Below are 17,308 nucleotides of genomic sequence, written 5' to 3'. Positions count from 1 at the left end.
GTCCCGGCGGGCCGCGGGTCCGTCGTCCACAGGCGCCGAGCCTGTGGACGACCGAGGGCGCGATGTCGTCAGGCTGGGCCACGGTCGGGTCATGCCGCCGGCACGAGGCCGGTGACGACGACCCGGAGGACCCCATGACCCGACCGACCACCCGCACCCGAGCAGCCCTCGCCCTCGCGGCTGCCGCGACCACCGCCGCCGGCCTCGCGACCTCGATCGCCCCGTCGGCCGCCGACGCCGCGGGGACGAGCCCCGCGCCCACGGCGATCACCTCGAGCACCTTGCCGTCCTCGTCCTTCGTATGGACGACGACGAGCCCGCGGGGCGTGGTGCGCTCCGGCGCGCTCGACGCGTCGACCGGGCTCATCGCGATCGCCCCGCCGGGCATGGTCCCCGGCACGCTCGGCGGCGTCACGGTCGAGGCCGGCAGCCGCGCGGACCGCTCCGGCTGGCGGATCACGCTCCGACCGGCCGACGGGCAGCGGCTGACGACCGGCCACCACGAGAGCGACCACCGCGTCTCGGACGACCGGCCCCGGGTCGGCGTCGAGGCCGACATCGCCCACGTCGGCCTTCCCGAGCAGAGCGCCCGTGGTGAGGTCGTCCTTCGCCACCTGCGGACCGACCCCAGCGGGCGCGTCACGGCCATCGACGCCGAGGTCCACCTCCGCTACGACACCGGCACCCGCCTCCACCTCCGCATCCGGGAGAACGCCCCGGTCGGCAAGGACCTGTCCCTCTCGTCGCAGTCGCCCGTGACCGTCGCCGGCCAGGCGACGGCCTTCACCGCGGTGCAGCGGCCGGGCCAGCGATACCGCGTTGCGTTCCGCGCCGGGGAGAAGGTCATCGGCGCTGCCCTCCCGGACTCCGACGGCGTCGCGCGGTTCATGACGAACGCGCTGCCCGCGGGCGTCCACCGGATCACCGCCCAGCGGCTCGACCTGCGCACGAACGCCCCGGTCGGCGCGCCCGTCGCGATCCGCCAGCTCGTCCGCCACGGCGACACCTCGGTGACGACGACCTCGACGGCGGGGGACTGGGTCGGGCGCGGCGCGATCGGGGGCTGGACCGCCCGCGACCGCGGCGCCGTGCGCGTCAGCAGCTCCGGCCGCGAGCGCGTCACGGTCGTCTCGGGCGGGTCGACGAGCCCGCTGCGGACGACGTTCGGCCGGGCCGGGGGCGGGGTGCTCAAGGCTCGGACCTACGGGACGATGCCCTACGGCCTGCCCGTGTCGATGACGAGCGGCTCCGGCCGGTGCGCCCAGCAGGGCCCCAGCCGCATCAACTCCGTCGCGTGGAACCGCGACGGGTCGCTGCGCTGGCTCAGCGCGGACGTCTCGACCCGCTGCTCGGGCGTCGACCACGCGATGACCCATGTTCGGTTCGGCGCACCGAAGGGGTGGTCGAGCACCCACCTCGAGACCGACCGCGTCTCCCGCGGCTCGGTCCGGCTCACGGCCTCGGTGGCGACGACCACCGGCCCGGCTCGGGGCACGGTCACCTTCAGCAACGGCACGACCGTCCTCGGCCACGCTCGCCTCTCGGCCTGGGGCAGGGCGAACATCGTGGTGCCGGCCTCGGCGTCCGCCACGGTGATGCGCGCGCAGTACGACGGTCAGCCGGCGACCCCGACCTCGCCGCGGGTCCTGGGCAGCACCGACCTCACGACGACGACCATCGGCTGAGCCGCCGGCTCAGTCCACGTCGAGCACGTACCCGATCCCGGGCTCGGTGCGCAGGTACCGCGGCGCGCCGGGCTCGGGTTCGAGCTTGCGGCGCAGCTGGTTGGCGTACACCCGAAGGTAGTTCGACTCCCGCCCGTACGCCGGACCCCACGCGGACCGAAGGATCGTCTGGTGCGGCACGACGATGCCCCGGTTCGTCGCGAGGCAGGCAAGAATCCGCCACTCGGTCGGCGTGAGGTGGATCGCCTCCCACCCCGGCGTCCCGGCCCGGCGGACCTGCGCCAGGTGCCGGTCGAAGTCGAGCCGGAAGTCTGCTGTCTCGACGGGTGCGGTGCCCGGGGGCGTGTCGGCGCCCCGGCGCTGCGCGGCCCGCACCCGCGCCATCAGCTCGTCCATCCCGAAGGGCTTCGTCACGTAGTCGTCCGCACCCTCGTCCAGCGCCTCCACCTTGTCGTCGGACTCGTGGCGGGCAGAGAGGACGATGACCGGCGTCGCGTGCGTCTCGCGGATCCGGCGCAGCACCTCGATGCCGTCGAGGTCCGGCAGCCCCAGGTCGAGGATGGCGACGTCCGGGGGCTGCGCGGCGTGCGCGTCCAGGGCGCTGCGGCCGTCCCCGACGACCTCGACCTCGTAGCCGCGGGCCCGCAGGTTGATGCGCAGCGTCCGACGGATGGTCTCATCGTCGTCGACGACGAGGACGCGTGCGGTCATGCCCCCTCCTCGGGTGTCGCGCGGCGGAGGCTGACCACCATGGTCAGCCCGCCGCCGGGGGTGTCCTCGGCCTCGAGCGTGCCACCCATGGCCTCCGTCAGACCCCGCGCCACGGCCAGTCCCAGGCCCACGCCGTCGCCCGCGGGCACGTCCCCGTACCGCTGGAAGGGCAGGAAGATCCGCTCCCGCGCCTCCGGAGGGATGCCCGGCCCCCGGTCGACGACCCGGATCTCGACCCGGTCCTCGACCGCGCTCACCTGCACGAGCACGGGGGAGCTCGGCGGGGTGTGGCGCACCGCGTTCTCGACGAGGTTGGCGACGACCCGTTCGAGCAGGCCCGAGTCCGCCCAGGCAGCCGGGGTGCCGGGCTCGACGCCCCAGACGATCCGGTCGGGGTCCGGCACGCCCTCGAGCACCGCCGGGCGGATCTCGGCGACGTCGACCGCGCGGGCGGCGACGCTGAGCGAGCCGAGCTGGAGGCGGGACGCGTGCAGCAGGTTCCCGATGAGCGCGTCGAGCCGATCGGTCGAGGTCTCGATCGCCTCCATGAGCTCGGCCCGGTCCTCCTCGGAGAACTCGACGTCCGAACTGCGGAGCGACCCGATCGCCGCCTTGATGCCCGCGAGCGGGCTGCGCAGGTCGTGGGAGACGCCGGACAGGAGGGCGACCCGGGCCCGGTTGTCCCGGGCGAGCGCGTCCGAGCGGGAGGCGCTCGCCTGCAGCTGACGACGGGCGAGCACCGCGCCGGCGTGCGCGGCGAGCGCCGCGACGAGCCGTCGGTCGCGCGCGCTCGTCGGCGCCCCGGTGAGGACGAGGTCGTGCTCCTCGTCGATCTGCTCGACGATCCACCCGGCGATGATCACGCAGGCACCCGCACCGTCGGCGGTGCGGGACTCCTCCTCCCAGCCCTGGGTCGCCTGCACGACCCGGCGGTCCCGGCCGCGCCCCTTGGTCACCGCGGCCGCCTGGGCGCCGAACAGCTCGACGCTCCGGTCGAGGAGCAGCTGGAGCTGGTGGTCGGAGGACAGGAGCGAGTGGGAGAGCTCGAGGAGGGTGTCGGACTCGGCGCGCGCTGCCTCGGCCTGGGCCGTCCGGCGGGCGTTGAGGTGGACCACCGAGGCCACGCCGCCGGCGACGAGGACGAAGGCGAGGAGCGCGAGCGCGTTCTCGGGGCTGCTGATGGTGAAGGTGTGGACCGGCGGGGTGAAGAACCAGTTGATCGTCAGCGACGAGACGACAGCGGTGAGCAGCGCCGGCCAGAGGCCGCCGACGAGCGCGACGACGACGGTGAGGACGAGGTACGCCTGGACGGTGAGGGGGAGCCCCGGCTGCACCCCGGCCAGCGACAGGGCGACGGTGAGGGCGACGACGCCGAGGATCCCCAGCAGCAGGCCGGCGACGGTTCGTCGTGGTGAGAGCCCGGCCACCGGCGCCGGGCGGTGCGCCCGGGGCTGGCCGCCGGCCAGCTCGTGGGTGACCATGTGCACGTCGATGTCCCCGGAGTCACGGACGACGCTGTCGCCGATCGAGGGCCGCAGGAGCGAGGACAGCCGCCCGCGCCGGCTCGTGCCGATGACGATCTGGCTCGCGTTGAGCCCCCGGGCGAAGTCGAGGATCGACTCGGCCACGGAACTACCGGTCACGGTGTGGAAGCGGCCGCCGAGCTCCTCGGTGAGCCGCTTGAGCCGGGCGACCTCGGCGAGGTCAGACCCGGCCAGGCCGTCGGCCAGCCCCACGTGGACGGCGTGCAGCTCGCCGCCCGCGCCGCGGGAGGCGATGCGGGCGCCGCGCCGCAGCACGGTGGCGCTCTCCGGCCCGCCGGTGAGGGCGACGACGATCCGCTCCCGGGTCGCCCACGACCCGGTGATCCGGTGGTCGTCGCGGTAGCGCGCCAGCCCCTCCTCGACCCGGTCGGCCAGCCACAGCAGGGCGAGCTCGCGCAGGGCGGCGAGGTTGCCGGGCCGGAAGTAGTTCGACAGCGCGGCGTCGATCCGCTCGGCCCGGTAGACGTTGCCGTGCGCGAGCCGCCGGCGCAGGGCCTCCGGCGCCATGTCGACGAGCTCGACCTGGTCGGCGGCGCGGACGAACTCGTCCGGCACGGTCTCGCGCTGCCGGACGCCGGTGATCTGCGCGGTGACGTCGTTCAGGGACTCCAGGTGCTGGATGTTCACCGTCGAGATGACGTCGATCCCCGCGTCGAGAAGCTCGTCCACGTCCTGCCAGCGCTTGGCGTTGCGCGAACCGGGTGCGTTGGAGTGGGCGAGCTCGTCGACGAGCGCGACGCGCGGCCGACGCCGGAGGATCGCGTCGACGTCCATCTCGGTGACGGCCGACCCGCGGTGGTCGAGGACCCGGCGAGGGATCACCTCGTGGCCCTCGACCATCCGCGTGGTGTGGGGGCGGCCGTGGGTCTCGACGATCCCGACGACGACGTCAGTGCCGCGGTCGGCCCGCCGCCGGCCCTCGTCGAGCATCGCGACGGTCTTGCCGACGCCGGGTGCGGACCCGAGGTAGATGCGCAGGCGGCCGCGGGTCACCTCACCAGTGTCGGTCACGACCGGTCGGCCTCCGGGAGCGACGCGTTGAGGACGGCGACGTTCACGGTCGGCTGACCGAGAAAGCCCAGCGGCGGCTGCTCCGTGGCCTGTTCGACGAGGTCCCGCACGCGGTCGGCCTGAAGACCGCGGGCCCGCGCGACCCGGTCCACCTGGATCTCGGCGTACTCGGGCGAGATGTGCGGGTCGAGGCCCGAGCTGCTCGCGGTGAGCGCGTCGGCCGGCACGTCGGCGGGGTCGATGCCCTCGGTGCGGGCGACCGTCGTGCGGCGCTCGGCGATCGCGGCGACCTGGTCCGGCTCGTTCGGGCCGAGGTTGCTGCCGCCGCTCGCCGAGCCGTCGAGGCCGGGTGCCGAGGGGCGGGGGTGGAACCAGGCGCGCCCGGTCGACTCCTGGGCGAGCAGGCGGGAGCCGGCCACGCGCCCGTCGACGGTCAGCGGCGATCCGTCGGCGCGGGCCGGCACCGCCCGGCCGATGCCCAGGAGCAGCGCGGGGTAGAGGACGCCCAGGACGAGGGTGAGCACGAGGAGCGCCCGCAGCGCGACGGTGGTCTGGCGAAGGAAGGAGTACATGGTCACAGTCCGGGGAGGAGGGAGACGACGAGGTCGATGAGCTTGATGCCGACGAACGGGACGATGACGCCACCGAGGCCGTACAGCAGGAGGTTGCGGCGGAGCATCTGGTCGGCGGTCATCGGGCGGTAGGGCACGCCGCGCAGGGCGAGCGGGATGAGCGCGACGATGATGAGCGCGTTGAAGATCACCGCGCTGAGCATCGCGGACTCCGGGCTGCTCAGGCGCATGATGTTGAGCCGGTCGAGCCCGGGGAAGAGGACGACGAACATCGCGGGGATGATCGCGAAGTACTTCGCGATGTCGTTGGCGATGGAGAACGTCGTCAGCGCCCCGCGGGTGATGAGCAGCTGCTTGCCGATGGCGACGATGTCGATGAGCTTCGTCGGGTCGGAGTCGAGGTCGACCATGTTGCCGGCCTCCTTCGCCGCCGACGTGCCCGTGTTCATCGCGACACCGACGTCCGCCTGGGCGAGCGCGGGGGCGTCGTTCGTGCCGTCGCCGGTCATCGCGACGAGACGGCCACCCTCCTGCTCCTTGCGGATGAGGGCCATCTTGTCCTCCGGCGTCGCCTCGGCGAGGAAGTCGTCGACGCCGGCCTCGGCCGCGATCGCACCCGCGGTGACCCGGTTGTCACCGGTGATCATCACCGTGCGGATGCCCATCGAGCGCAGCTGGTCGAACCGCTCCCGCATGCCGGGCTTGACGACGTCCTTGAGGTGGACGACACCGACGACCCGGCGCTGCCCGGCAGCGGTCTGCTCGGCGACGACGAGCGGGGTGCCGCCCGAGGCGGAGATGGACTCGATCGCCGGGTCCGCGTCGGTCGGCCACGTACCGCCCGTCTCGGTGACCCAGGCGGCGACCGAGCTGCCGGCGCCCTTGCGCAGGCTGCTGCCGTCCGGCAGGTCCACCCCGGACATCCGCGTCTGGGCGGTGAACGGGACCACGGCCGCCCCGGTCGCGGCGAGGGCCGCGGCGTCGGCGTGCTCGGGGGAGTGCCCCTGCTCGAGGGCGTGCTCGACGATCGAGCGGCCCTCGGGGGTCTCGTCGGCGAGCGAGGCGAGGTGCGCGACGCGCAGGACCTCGGCCCGCTGCGCGCCGGCGACGGGGACGACGTCCGTCGCGCGCCGGTTGCCGAAGGTGATCGTGCCGGTCTTGTCCAGCAGGAGGGTCGACACGTCGCCCGCGGCCTCGACGGCGCGGCCGGACATCGCCAGGACGTTGCGCTGGACGAGCCGGTCCATGCCGGCGATGCCGATGGCCGACAGCAGGGCGCCGATCGTCGTGGGGATGAGGCACACGAGGAGCGCGACGAGGACGACGACGGACAGGGGCTCGCCGGCGAAGGCCGCCATCGGCTGGATCGCCGCGACGGCGAGCAGGAAGATGATCGTCAGCGTCGTCAGCAGGATCGTCAGCGCGATCTCGTTCGGGGTCTTCTGCCGGGCGGCGCCCTCGACGAGCGAGATCATCCGGTCGATGAACGTCTCGCCGGGGCGGCTGGTGATCCGCACGACGATCGTGTCGGACAGGACCGTGGTCCCGCCGGTGACGGCGCTGCGGTCGCCGCCGGACTCCCGCACGACCGGCGCGGACTCGCCGGTGATCGCCGACTCGTCGACCGTGGCCACACCCTGGACGACGTCACCGTCGCCGGGGATGACCTGATCGGCCTGGACGACGACGAGGTCCCCCAGGCGCAGGTCCTGGCCCGAGACCTCCTCGATCGTGCCGGGCGGCAGCTGCGCGCCGGCCTCGAGCGCGGACAGCGGCGGCACCTCGGTCGACGTCAGGCGCCGGGCCGTGGTCTCGGTGCGGGTGGCCCGCAGGGTGGCCGCCTGCGCCTTGCCGCGTCCCTCGGCGACGGACTCCGCGAGGTTGGCGAAGACGTTCGTCGCCCAGAGCCACAGGGCCACCGACCATGCGAAGACGCTCGGGTGGAGGATCGCCAGGACCGTCGTCATCACGGAGCCGATCCAGACGACGAACAGGACGGGGGAGCGGACGACGTGCCGCGGGTCGAGCTTGCGGAACGCGTCGGGCAGCGCCTCGAGCGCGGTGGCGGCCAGCGACCGCCGCGGCTGGGCGGGGAGGGTGGTGTCGGACACGGTGGAGGAGGTCATCGGAGCGCCTCTGCGATCGGGCCCAGGGCGAGGGCGGGGAAGAAGGTGAGGCCGGCGACGACGAGGACGATGCCCGTGAGCACGCCCGCGAACAGCGCGGTGTGGGTCGGCATGGTCCCGTCGGTCACCGGACGGCGGCGCTGGGCCGCGAGGCTGCCGGCGAGGGCGAGGACGAGGACGATCGGCAGGAACCGTCCGAGCGCCATCGCCAGGGCCAGGGTCAGGCCGAGCCACGGCTGGTCGGCCGAGAGCCCCGCGTACGCCGAGCCGTTGTTGTTGGCCGCGGAGGTGTACGCGTAGAGCATCTCCGTGAACCCGCGCGGTCCGGAGCCGAGCAGCGCGTCGCGCGCCACCGGCAGGGACAGGGAGGCGCCGGTGAGCAGGAGCACGGTCGCGGGCATGACGAGCGTCGTCAGCGCCGCGCACGTGATCTCGCGGCGGCCGATCGTCTTCCCGAGCAGCTCGGGGGTGCGCCCGACCATGAGGCCGGTGATGAAGACCGTGAGCACCGCCATGACGAGCATCCCGTAGAGGCCCGATCCGACGCCGCCGGGGGAGACCTCGCCGAGCATCATGTCGCCGAGGAGGACCCCGCCGCCGAGCGGCGAGTAGGACTCGTGCATCGAGTTCACCGCGCCGGTCGAGGTCCCGGTCGTCGCGACCCCGAACAGGGCGGACCAGACCGGGCCGAAGCGCTGCTCCTTGCCCTCCATCGACCCTCCGGGGCCGCTGGCGGCGGACAGCTCGGCCCACACCGCGAGCGCGCTCGCCGCGAGCCACAGGGTGGCCATCGCGCCGAGGATCGCCCGGCCCTGGCGCCGGTCGCCGACGAGCAGGCCGTAGGTGTACGGCAGGGAGAACGGGATGCACAGGACGAGCAGGATCGACAGGACGTTCGTCCAGCCGTTGGGGTTCTCGAACGGGTGCGCCGAGTTGGCGTTGAAGAACCCGCCGCCGTTCGTGCCGAGGAGCTTGATGACCTCCTGGCTGGCGACGGGGCCGCCCTGGACGACCTGCTCGCCGCCGGCGACGGTGGTCACCGGCTGCGGCGCGCCGAGGTTCTGCGGCACGCCGGACAGCAGGAAGACGATCGCGGCGACGACGGCGATGGGCAGGAGGATGCGGAGGCTGCCGCGCACGAGGTCGACCCAGAAGTTGCCGATCCGGTCGGTGCCCTGCGCCGCGATGCCGCGCACGAGCGCGACGGCGACGGCCATCCCGACGGCCGCGGAGACGAAGTTCTGCACCGCGAGGCCGAGGGCCTGGACGACGTGGCCCGCGCCGGCCTCGCCGGCGTAGGACTGCCAGTTGGTGTTCGTCGTGAACGAGACCGCGGTGTTCAGGGCGGTCCACCACGTCATCTCCCGGTCGAGGGAGAGCGGGAGCCAGCCCTGGACGGTGATGAGGGCCCACAGGCCCAGGATGCTGACGAGCGAGAACGCGAGCACCGACGCGGCGTAGCTGCGCCAGGTCTGCGGCGAGTCGGGGGAGACCCCCATGACGCGGTAGGCCAGCCGCTCGGGGGCCCAGTGCCGCTCGTCGGTGTAGACGCGGTGCATCCACGTGCCGAGCGGGACGTGGATGAGGGCGAGCGCGAGGACGAGAAGGCCGATCCCGAGGACGGCCGTCAGGGTGGGCGCCACGGTCACCACCGGTCCGGGTGGATCAGGGCGACGACGAGGTAGATGACGAGGCCGGCAGCGACGATCCCGGCGATGAGATTTTCGATCACCGGCACATCCGACAGCACCCCGACGCTGCCGGCTTCGGTCCGCAGCCGTTCTTTACGGACCTTGACGCGTTCTTGACGCTCAGTCGTCGCTGAGCGGCTTGTCCTTCGTCGCGAGCTCCTCGCGCGCCTTCTGCGCGGCGGCCGAGGTCTCCTCCTGGGTGTGGGCGACGTCCTCGGCCTGGGAGGCGTGGCCGTTCGGCATGTACCAGCGCGCCGTCGTCATGCCCGCGTCCTTGGCCCGCTTGAGGGCCTCCTCGATGCACTTCTCGGCGTCCTCGCGGCCGGCCCAGTGGGCGCCCTCGACGGACTTGCCGGGCTCGAGGTCCTTGTACGTCTCGAAGAAGTGCTGGATCTCGAGGCGGTCGAACTCGCTGATGTCCTCGAGATCGGTGATGTGGTCGCGGCGCGGGTCGCCCGCCGGGACGCAGAGGATCTTGTCGTCGCCACCGGCCTCGTCCCGCATGCGGAACATGCCGATGGGCCGGGCGCGCACGATGCAACCGGGGAACGTCGGCTCGTCGAGGAGCACGAGCGCGTCGAGCGGGTCGCCGTCCTCGCCGAGGCTGTCCTCGATGTAGCCGTAGTCGCTCGGGTAGCTCATCGCGGTGAAGAGGAGACGGTCCAGGCGGATGCGGCCCGACTCGTGGTCGACCTCGTACTTGTTGCGGTGACCCTTGGGGATCTCGATGGTGACGTCGAACTCCACGTCGTTTCCTCCTCGTCGGGCGCCCGGGTGGGGCGCCGGTGCGGGCAGCGCTCCGTTCGAAGAGCGGGGCGCCGATGACCTAACCTTCCTTGCAGTCTGCCCCCATCATTCCCGACCTCGAGCGAGAGGGTGCGCGTGCGCCGGATCCGGGCCCTGCTGCTCACCCTCGTCGTGGTCGCCCTGGCGCTGGGCGGGTACGGCTGGGCCGATGTCACCGACCACGCCCCGGGCATCCTCACGCGTGACGAGCCAGTCCCCGCGGGTGCCGCGCAGGCCGTTCCCGCCGCGGCCCGACCGACCCCCGTCCTGGCGACCGACCCGGCGACCGCCCCGGTCCCGACCCGCGCCGGCCTCGCCCGCGACCTGCGTGCCCCGCTGCGGGCGCCGGGCCTGGGGCCGAGCGTCGGGGTCGTCGTCCGCGACGGGGTCACCGGCGAGACCCTCTTCGAGCAGGCCGCGACCGCGCCCAGGGTCGTCGCGTCCGCGCAGAAGCTCCTGTCCGCCGCGGCCGTTGCGAGCAGCGACGACCTCTCGGCACCCCTGACGACGAGCACCGTCTGGGACCCCGCCACCCGCACCGTCGTCCTCGTCGGCGGGGGAGACGTCCTCCTGAGCACCGGCTCCGGCGACCCGACGACGGTCGCCGGTCGGGCCGGGCTCGACGACCTCGCGGCCCGCACGGCCGCCGCGCTGAGGACGGAAGGCGCGCGTCCGCGTCGCGTCCGCCTCGACACCTCCGCCCTGCCCGGGCCGCGGATCGCCCGTGGGTGGAAGCAGGCCGACGTCGCCGCGGGCTACACCGACCCCGTCGCGGCGATCGGTGTCGCGACCGCGCGCGCGCGGCCGGGCGCCCCCGCGCTCGACCCCGAGGGCACCGCGCTGCGCGCCTTCACCCGCCGCCTGGCCGCCCACGGCGTGCGGGTGACCCCGACGGCGGGGACCACGGCCGCCCCCCGCGGCGCGACCCCGCTGGCCTCCGTCGACTCCGCGCCGGTCGGCCAGGTCCTGGCGTACGCCATGGAGCACTCGGACAACGCGCTCACCGAGGGCCTCGTCCGCCGGGCCGCGAAGCGCGACGCCGGCTCCGGTTCCCCGCGGACGAACCCCCAGTTCATCCGCACCCAGCTGGCTGCCCGGGGCTTCGACCTCACGGGGCTGAGCATCACCGACGCCTCCGGCCTCGGCCCGAACCAGAAGGTCCCCGTCCGGCTCGTCGGCGACGTCCTCGTCGCCGCCACCGCGACCGGTGCCGACCCCGTCCTGCCCGAGCTGCGGGACGTCGTCGCCCAGCTGCCCGTCGCCGGGCTGGACGGCACCCTCTACGACCGGTTCGCCACCCCGGGAACCCGTCCGGCAGCCGGCATCGCCCGCGCGAAGACCGGCACCCTCACGGGGACCTCCGCGCTCGCCGGGACGACGACGACCAGGGACGGGCGCCCCCTCGACTTCGTCGTCGTCGCCAGCCGAGTGCCGGCCAGGCAGGGAACGCTCGAGGCCCGGGCGGCGTTGGACGAGGTGGTCACCGCCCTCACCGCGTGCGGGTGCCGCTGACCTCCCGACGACCAAGGAGAAGACGTGGCACGACGACCGACGACGTACGTGGACTGGGAGTTCGCGAAGACGACGGCCGCCCGGCTCGTCAACCCCGGGCCGGACGTGACCGAGCAGGAGGCCCGGCAGGTCGTCGAGGACATCCGGCGGTCCGCGCGCCGCGCCGTCGACCCCGTCGCCGAGACCTCCCGCCTGCACGCCCCCGGCACGGCGCCCGCGCCGCTCGTCGTCGATCGTCCGACGTGGGTGTCGGTCAACGCCGACTCGATGGCGACGATGTTCGAGCCGATCGCGCGCAAGCTGTCGGCGGCATCGCCCGCCCCGCCGCCGGCCCTCGCCCAGATGATCGGCGGGAAGGTCACCGGCGCCGAGGCCGGTGCCCTCTTCGCCTTCCTCTCCTCACGGGTCCTGGGGCAGTACGACCTCGCGCCCGGCGGCACCCCGAAGCTCCTCCTCGTCGCGCCCAACCTCGTCCAGGCCGAGCGCGAGCTCGAGGTCGACCCGACCGACTTCCGCGCGTGGGTGTGCATGCACGAGGAGACCCACCGCGTGCAGTTCACCGCGGTCCCGTGGCTGCGCGACCACCTCATCGAGCGGACCCAGGCGCTCGCCGTCGACATGGTCCCCGACCCCACCGCTCTCAAGGACCGGCTCGCGGCCCTGGCGCGCAACGTGCCCGGCGCGCTCGGCGGCGACGGTCAGGGCCTGGCCGACGTCTTCGCCACGCCCGAGCAGAAGCGGCGGATGGCGGAGATCACCGCGGTGATGTCCCTGCTCGAGGGGCACGCGGACGTCGTCATGGACGAGGTCGGACCGGCGCACATCCCCAGCGTCGCGACGATCCGCGCCCGCTTCGACGAGCGCCGAAAGGGTGCGGGGACGCTCGACCGCTTCCTGCGGCGCCTCATGGGGCTCGAGGCGAAGATGCGCCAGTACCGCGACGGGGCCACCTTCGTCCGGGCCGTCCAGGACACGGTCGGGATCGACGGCTTCAACGCCGTGTGGACCTCCCCGGAGACGCTGCCGCGGCCCGCGGAGATCACCGACCCGCAGCGGTGGGTCGCCCGCGTCCACGGCTGAGCGACCGGCGCCTCAGGCCCTGACACCCTCCCAGGCCGCGAGCGCCTCGCGCACGACGGCCGCCGGGTCCTCGGCGGTCATGATCGCCCGCACCATCGCCACCCCGGCGATCCCGGTCCGGGACAGGGCGGGCACGTCGGCCGGCGTGATGTCCCCGATGGCGACGACGGGGGCGGGGGTCGCGGCCACGAGCGGCGGGTAGCCCTCGACCCCGAGCGGCGGGCGGCCGCTGTCCTTCGTCGGCGTCGTGCGGAACGGCCCGGCTCCGATGTAGTCGGGCGACAGCCCGTGCGCGACGCTGTCGCGCACGAGGTCGAGGGTCCCCGTCGTCAGCCCGATGATCGCGTCGGGCCCCAGGGCCTCGCGCGCGAGCACGACGGGCAGGTCGTCCTGGCCGAGGTGGACGCCGTGGACCGGGAGCCCTTCGGCCCGGGCGCGGCGCGCGACCTCCACGTCGTCATCGACGAGCAGCGTGGTGCCCGGTGCGGCGGTCGCTACGGCCTCGGCGACCCGGGCGACGAAGGCGAACAGGGCGTCCCCCCGCAGGTCCTTCGCCCGGACCTGGACGATGCCGACCCCGGCGGCGGCGGCGCGCGCGGCGACCTCGACCGTCCGGTCGTCGATTCCCGACGTCACGAGATAGACCCTCAGGTCGAGGTCAGCGCTCACGGTTCCCCTCCGTCAGCTCGGCGAGCGAGGTCGGCTCGAAGCGGTCGAGCGCGTCGAGGAGCCTCACGGAGAAGGTACCCGGCCCGACCGGCGTGCGGCTCCCGAGCGGGTCCGCGTCCTCGGCCGCGAGGGTGAGCCACCACGTCGCGGCGAGGGTGGCCGCGACGGGATCCTCCGGAGCGACGGCCAGACAGGCCCCGACGAGGGCGGCGAGCAGGCACCCGGTGCCGGTGACGCGCGCGAGCAGCGGCGACCCGTGCTCGACCCGGACGACCCGGTCACCGTCGGTGACGACGTCGACGGCGCCCGACACCGCGACGACGGCACCGGAGCGGCGGGCCACCTCGCGGGCGGCCTCGAGCGCGTCCTCCGGGTCGTGGACCGCGTCGGCCCCCCGGCCGCCGCTGCCGCCCGACCCGAGGACGAGCAGCTCCGAGGCGTTCCCGCGCACGACGGCCGGCCCCTGCCGCAGGAGATCGTGGGCCAGGCGCGTGCGCACCGGTGCGACCCCGATCGCCGCGGGGTCGAGCACCCAGGGGACTCCGGCGTCCCGGGCAGCGGCGACCGTCGGCGGGATCCCGGCGCGCGCGTCCCCGGAGAGCGACCCGGTCCCGACGACGAGGGCGTCGGCGGCGCGCACGAGGGCGGGCGCCTCGTCGGCGGTGTCGGTCACCAGTGGTCGGGCGCCGGCGGCGAGCAGGCCGTTGGCGACGATCGGCGCGGTCACGCCCGGACCGATCCGGTGGACCAGCGGCCGGCGTCCGCGGACCGCCGCGACGATCGCGGTCGCAGCCGTGACGAGCTCCGGGGCGACGTCAGGCACGGGCACCGACCTCGCGCCCACCGCGGACGCCGTCGCGGGCGACCGACTCGATGTCGCTGTCGAGATCCCGGCGGGTGAGCGCGGGCCCGAGCGCCGCGCACGCCGCGACGAGCAGCCCGGCGAGGCCGAGGAGGACGACCGGCACGGAGACGGTGTCCCCGACGGCCTCCTGCAGCGGCGGCCCCCACATCGGCAGCAGCGCGGGGACGACGATCGACCAGCTGTACGCCGCGCCGTAACCCGTGGCCCGGATCGCCGTCGGCAGGCCCTCGGACAGGTAGGCCCCCATCGGGCCGTACGCGGTGACGGTGACGACCTGGAGCGCCGCCGCCCCGAGCGCGACGAGGACGAGCGAGGAGCGGCCGAGCGTCCAGGCCCACAGCACCGGTCCGAGCACCGACGCGACGATCCCGGCGAGGACGAGGTAGCGCCGGCGGCCGAGCAGCGTCGACAGGTGCCCGGTGAAGGACATCCCGATCGCCTGCCCGATCGACGCCACCGCCATGACCGCCGACACGGACTCGGGACTCACGCCGTCGCGGGCGACGAGCCGACCGGTCAGCGCGATGACGACGACGTTCGTCATGAGCCACAGGCCGGACATGAGCCCGAGCATCGGCCAGAAGCGCCGGGCCCACCGACCGAGGAGCAGGTCGCGTGGGGTCGGCCGGCGTTCGTCCGGCACCTGCCGGACGAACGCCGGGGCGTCGGCGACGAACCGGCGGTACCAGAGCCACATCCCGCCGGAGGCGAGCGCGCCAGCGGCAAAAAGAACGCGCCAGCCCCAGCTCGCGTACGCGCCCGGGCCGAGCAGCGCGAGCCCCCCGAGGGTCGACAGGGCGATGAGCGCCTGCGCCCACGGGGCCATCGCCATGATGAGCCCGGACACCAGGCCGCGGTGGCGCGGTGCCGACCACTCCATCGCGAGGGGGATCGCCGAGGTGTACTCGCCCGCCAGGAACACCCCGGCGAGGAAGCGGAGCGCGACGACCCACCACCACGCGAACGCCCCGACCGCCTCGTACGTCGGGGCGAGGGCGACGCCGAGCGCGCACAACGCGGTCCCGGCGATGGCGAACCGCGTCACCCGGGTGCGGCCGACGCGGTCGGCGATCGTGCCGAAGATGACGGCGCCGATGGGCCGGGCGAGGAGGGTGGCGACGACGAGCGCCGCGCTCGAGGCGCCCGCCTGAGGTCCGGCCAGGGTCTTCGTCGCCGGGGCGAGGGCGACGAGCGGCAGGAAGATGTGGACCATGTCGACGAGGTTGCCGACGACCCCGCCCCTGATCGCGGCGCTGCGGTGCGCGAGGTCGGCCAGCCGGTCGGCGTCGCGGTGCCCGGTGTCGTCCACGCGGCGAGGCTAGTCGCCGCACCCCCACGGGCCGCGGGAGGATGGGGGCCATGGCAGCCGGGCATCCCTCGCAGGCCGACTGCCGGCGGGCGGTGCGGGGCGTCCTGCCGCCGGTCGGGGTGGTCCTCGCGGCGGTGAGCGGGGGACCGGACTCGCTCGCTCTCGCCGCGGCGCTGGCGGCCGAGGCGTCCTCGGCAACCGACCTGCGCGCCGGAGCGGTCGTCGTCGACCACGGCCTGCAGGAGGACTCGGCCGCCGTCGCGCAACGGGCGGCGGCCGCCTGCCGGACGCTCGGGCTGGCCCCGGTCACCGTCGTCGCGGCCGATGCGACCCCACGGCCGGGGGAGTCCCTGGAGACCGCGGCCCGTCGCGCCCGCTACGCCGCGATCGAAGCGGTCGCCGACGAGCTGGGTGACGGCGAGCCCGTCACCGTGCTCCTCGGGCACACGAGGGACGACCAGGCCGAGCAGGTGCTGCTGGGGCTCGCCCGCGGCTCCGGCGCCCGGTCCCTGTCGGGGATGCCCGCCGCCCGGACCGTTCGCACCGCACGCGGCGAGGTCAGGCTCGTCCGTCCCTTCCTCACGCTCCCGCGCGCGACGACCCTCGCCGCCTGCGACGCCTGGGGCCTCGACCCGTGGCACGACCCGCACAACACCGACCGGCGCCACGCACGGGTCCGGGCCCGGGCCGCGCTCGCCGAGCTCGAGGGCGTTCTGGGCCCCGGCCTGGCCGACGGGCTCGTCCGCACCGCCGACCTCCTGCGCGCCGATGCCGACCTGCTCGACGCCCTCACCGCAGCCGCCCGCGCCGCGCTGCCGGGTGCGCTCGACGACGGGGGTGTCGACGCCGGCACCCTCGCCCCGCTCGAGCCCGCGCTGCGCCGCCGCGTCCTGCGGGTGCTGCTCCTCGAGGCGGGGTGCCCGCCGGGATCGCTCGCCGTCGTGCACGTCGACCGCGTCGACGCCCTTCTGGTCGGCTGGCGCGGACAGGGGCCCGCCGACCTGCCCGGCGGGGTCCGGGTCGCCCGCGTCGACGGTCGTCTCCACGCCCTCGCCGGACCGGGGGCACCACCGGCCCCGCCCGGCGCGGTCTAATAAGGGTCGACCCCGACCCGACCGGCAGGAGCCCGACGTGGACGCCCGCACGATCTCCGACGACCTCGAGCGCGTGCTCCTCACCGAGCAGCAGATCCAGGAGCGCCTGGCCGAGCTGGCCCAGGAGGTGTGGGCCCACTACGAGGGCAAGGACGTCCTCCTCGTCGGCGTCCTCAAGGGCGCGGTCATCGTCATGGCCGACTTCATGCGCGCCCTGCCCGGCTCGGTGCCGATGGACTGGATGGCCGTCAGCTCCTACGGCTCGGGGACGAAGTCCTCGGGCGTCGTCCGCATCCTCAAGGACCTCGACGCCGACATCACCGGCCGCCACGTCCTCATCGTCGAGGACATCATCGACTCCGGCCTCACGCTCAGCTGGATCAAGGCCAACCTCGAGTCCCGCAGCCCCGCGACGGTCGAGATCCTCACGCTGCTGCGCAAGCCCGACGCGGCCAAGGTCGAGATCCCAGTCCGATGGGTCGGCTTCGACATCCCGAACGAGTTCGTCGTCGGCTACGGGCTCGACTTCGACGAGCGGTACCGCAACCTGCGCGAGGTCGCGACCCTCGCCCCCCACGTCTACTCCTGAGCCCCCGGAACACGGGGACGGGGCCGGGCGTTGACCGTCATCGGGCCCGCTGTCCGGGCCTCGT

Annotated in this window: 15 protein-coding genes; 5 read left to right on the top strand and 10 right to left on the bottom strand. The window is 74.5% G+C overall.

Annotated features, from left to right (window positions below; translation table 11 throughout):
* Positions 1 to 134 precede the first annotated feature (134 nt).
* On the top strand, positions 135 to 1,685 hold the full coding sequence (locus DAA34_RS01815; RefSeq protein ID WP_158707552.1) for a hypothetical protein: 1,551 nt from the start codon (positions 135 to 137) through the stop codon (positions 1,683 to 1,685).
* 9 nt (positions 1,686 to 1,694) lie between these two features.
* Here the strand turns inward: DAA34_RS01815 and DAA34_RS01810 are convergent, their stop codons facing one another.
* The 7 genes from DAA34_RS01810 to DAA34_RS01780 all read right to left on the bottom strand — a co-directional run bounded on the left by DAA34_RS01810 (position 1,695) and on the right by DAA34_RS01780 (position 10,087).
* Positions 1,695 to 2,396 (bottom strand): response regulator transcription factor, encoded by a 702-nt coding sequence (locus DAA34_RS01810; protein WP_106817367.1) that lies wholly within the window; start codon positions 2,394 to 2,396, stop codon positions 1,695 to 1,697.
* Positions 2,393 to 4,933, bottom strand: coding sequence for an ATP-binding protein (locus DAA34_RS01805; protein WP_106817366.1), 2,541 nt, complete (start codon positions 4,931 to 4,933; stop codon positions 2,393 to 2,395). The genes DAA34_RS01810 and DAA34_RS01805 overlap by 4 nt, the downstream gene beginning before the upstream one ends.
* Before the next feature lie 14 nt (positions 4,934 to 4,947).
* Positions 4,948 to 5,523 carry a potassium-transporting ATPase subunit KdpC gene (gene kdpC / locus DAA34_RS01800; protein ID WP_106817365.1) on the bottom strand — a complete coding sequence of 192 codons (576 nt, stop codon included), beginning with the start codon at positions 5,521 to 5,523 and terminating at the stop codon, positions 4,948 to 4,950.
* 2 nt (positions 5,524 to 5,525) lie between these two features.
* Positions 5,526 to 7,649, bottom strand: coding sequence for a potassium-transporting ATPase subunit KdpB (gene kdpB, locus DAA34_RS01795; protein ID WP_106817364.1), 2,124 nt, complete (start codon positions 7,647 to 7,649; stop codon positions 5,526 to 5,528).
* Positions 7,646 to 9,292 carry a potassium-transporting ATPase subunit KdpA gene (kdpA, locus tag DAA34_RS01790; protein ID WP_106817363.1) on the bottom strand — a complete coding sequence of 549 codons (1,647 nt, stop codon included), beginning with the start codon at positions 9,290 to 9,292 and terminating at the stop codon, positions 7,646 to 7,648. Before kdpA ends, kdpB begins: the two co-directional genes overlap by 4 nt.
* A 2-nt stretch (positions 9,293 to 9,294) precedes the next feature.
* Positions 9,295 to 9,387 carry a K(+)-transporting ATPase subunit F gene (gene kdpF, locus DAA34_RS01785; RefSeq protein ID WP_199847395.1) on the bottom strand — a complete coding sequence of 31 codons (93 nt, stop codon included), beginning with the start codon at positions 9,385 to 9,387 and terminating at the stop codon, positions 9,295 to 9,297.
* 73 nt (positions 9,388 to 9,460) lie between these two features.
* On the bottom strand, positions 9,461 to 10,087 hold the full coding sequence (locus DAA34_RS01780; RefSeq protein WP_106817362.1) for an inorganic diphosphatase: 627 nt from the start codon (positions 10,085 to 10,087) through the stop codon (positions 9,461 to 9,463).
* Between the two features lie 135 nt (positions 10,088 to 10,222).
* Here DAA34_RS01780 and DAA34_RS01775 point away from each other — a divergent pair, with 135 nt between their 5' ends.
* Complete coding sequence (locus DAA34_RS01775; RefSeq protein ID WP_158707551.1) at positions 10,223 to 11,638, top strand: D-alanyl-D-alanine carboxypeptidase/D-alanyl-D-alanine-endopeptidase; 1,416 nt, start codon at positions 10,223 to 10,225, stop codon at positions 11,636 to 11,638.
* Between the two features lie 24 nt (positions 11,639 to 11,662).
* Entirely contained in the window at positions 11,663 to 12,718 is a 1,056-nt protein-coding gene (locus tag DAA34_RS01770; protein ID WP_106817360.1) for a zinc-dependent metalloprotease, read from the top strand.
* 12 nt (positions 12,719 to 12,730) lie between these two features.
* Here the strand turns inward: DAA34_RS01770 and DAA34_RS01765 are convergent, their stop codons facing one another.
* Genes DAA34_RS01765 through DAA34_RS01755 form a run of 3 tightly spaced genes read right to left on the bottom strand, consistent with a single transcriptional unit; the run spans position 12,731 to position 15,561 of the window.
* The gene (locus tag DAA34_RS01765; protein WP_106817359.1) at positions 12,731 to 13,387 is read right to left on the bottom strand and encodes a thiamine phosphate synthase; all 657 of its coding nucleotides are present in this window, start codon (positions 13,385 to 13,387) and stop codon (positions 12,731 to 12,733) included.
* Positions 13,377 to 14,210 carry a hydroxyethylthiazole kinase gene (thiM, locus tag DAA34_RS01760; protein ID WP_199847394.1) on the bottom strand — a complete coding sequence of 278 codons (834 nt, stop codon included), beginning with the start codon at positions 14,208 to 14,210 and terminating at the stop codon, positions 13,377 to 13,379. The genes DAA34_RS01765 and thiM overlap by 11 nt, the downstream gene beginning before the upstream one ends.
* Positions 14,203 to 15,561 carry an MFS transporter gene (locus tag DAA34_RS01755; RefSeq protein ID WP_234354063.1) on the bottom strand — a complete coding sequence of 453 codons (1,359 nt, stop codon included), beginning with the start codon at positions 15,559 to 15,561 and terminating at the stop codon, positions 14,203 to 14,205. The genes thiM and DAA34_RS01755 overlap by 8 nt, the downstream gene beginning before the upstream one ends.
* A 50-nt stretch (positions 15,562 to 15,611) precedes the next feature.
* On the opposite strand from DAA34_RS01755, the gene tilS reads away from it, so the two are divergent.
* A complete protein-coding gene (gene tilS, locus DAA34_RS01750) occupies positions 15,612 to 16,655 on the top strand; it encodes a tRNA lysidine(34) synthetase TilS (RefSeq protein WP_106817358.1) in 1,044 nt (347 codons plus the stop codon).
* A 37-nt stretch (positions 16,656 to 16,692) separates the two neighbouring features.
* Positions 16,693 to 17,244 carry a hypoxanthine phosphoribosyltransferase gene (gene hpt / locus DAA34_RS01745; RefSeq protein ID WP_106817357.1) on the top strand — a complete coding sequence of 184 codons (552 nt, stop codon included), beginning with the start codon at positions 16,693 to 16,695 and terminating at the stop codon, positions 17,242 to 17,244.
* The last annotated feature ends 64 nt before the right edge of the window (positions 17,245 to 17,308 follow it).

This window comes from Janibacter massiliensis (assembly GCF_900289115.1).
In the GTDB taxonomy this organism is placed as follows: Bacteria; Actinomycetota; Actinomycetes; order Actinomycetales; family Dermatophilaceae; genus Janibacter_A; species Janibacter_A massiliensis.
Note: the sequence above shows the minus strand (reverse complement) of the source record. Positions and strands in the feature narration are given on the sequence as shown.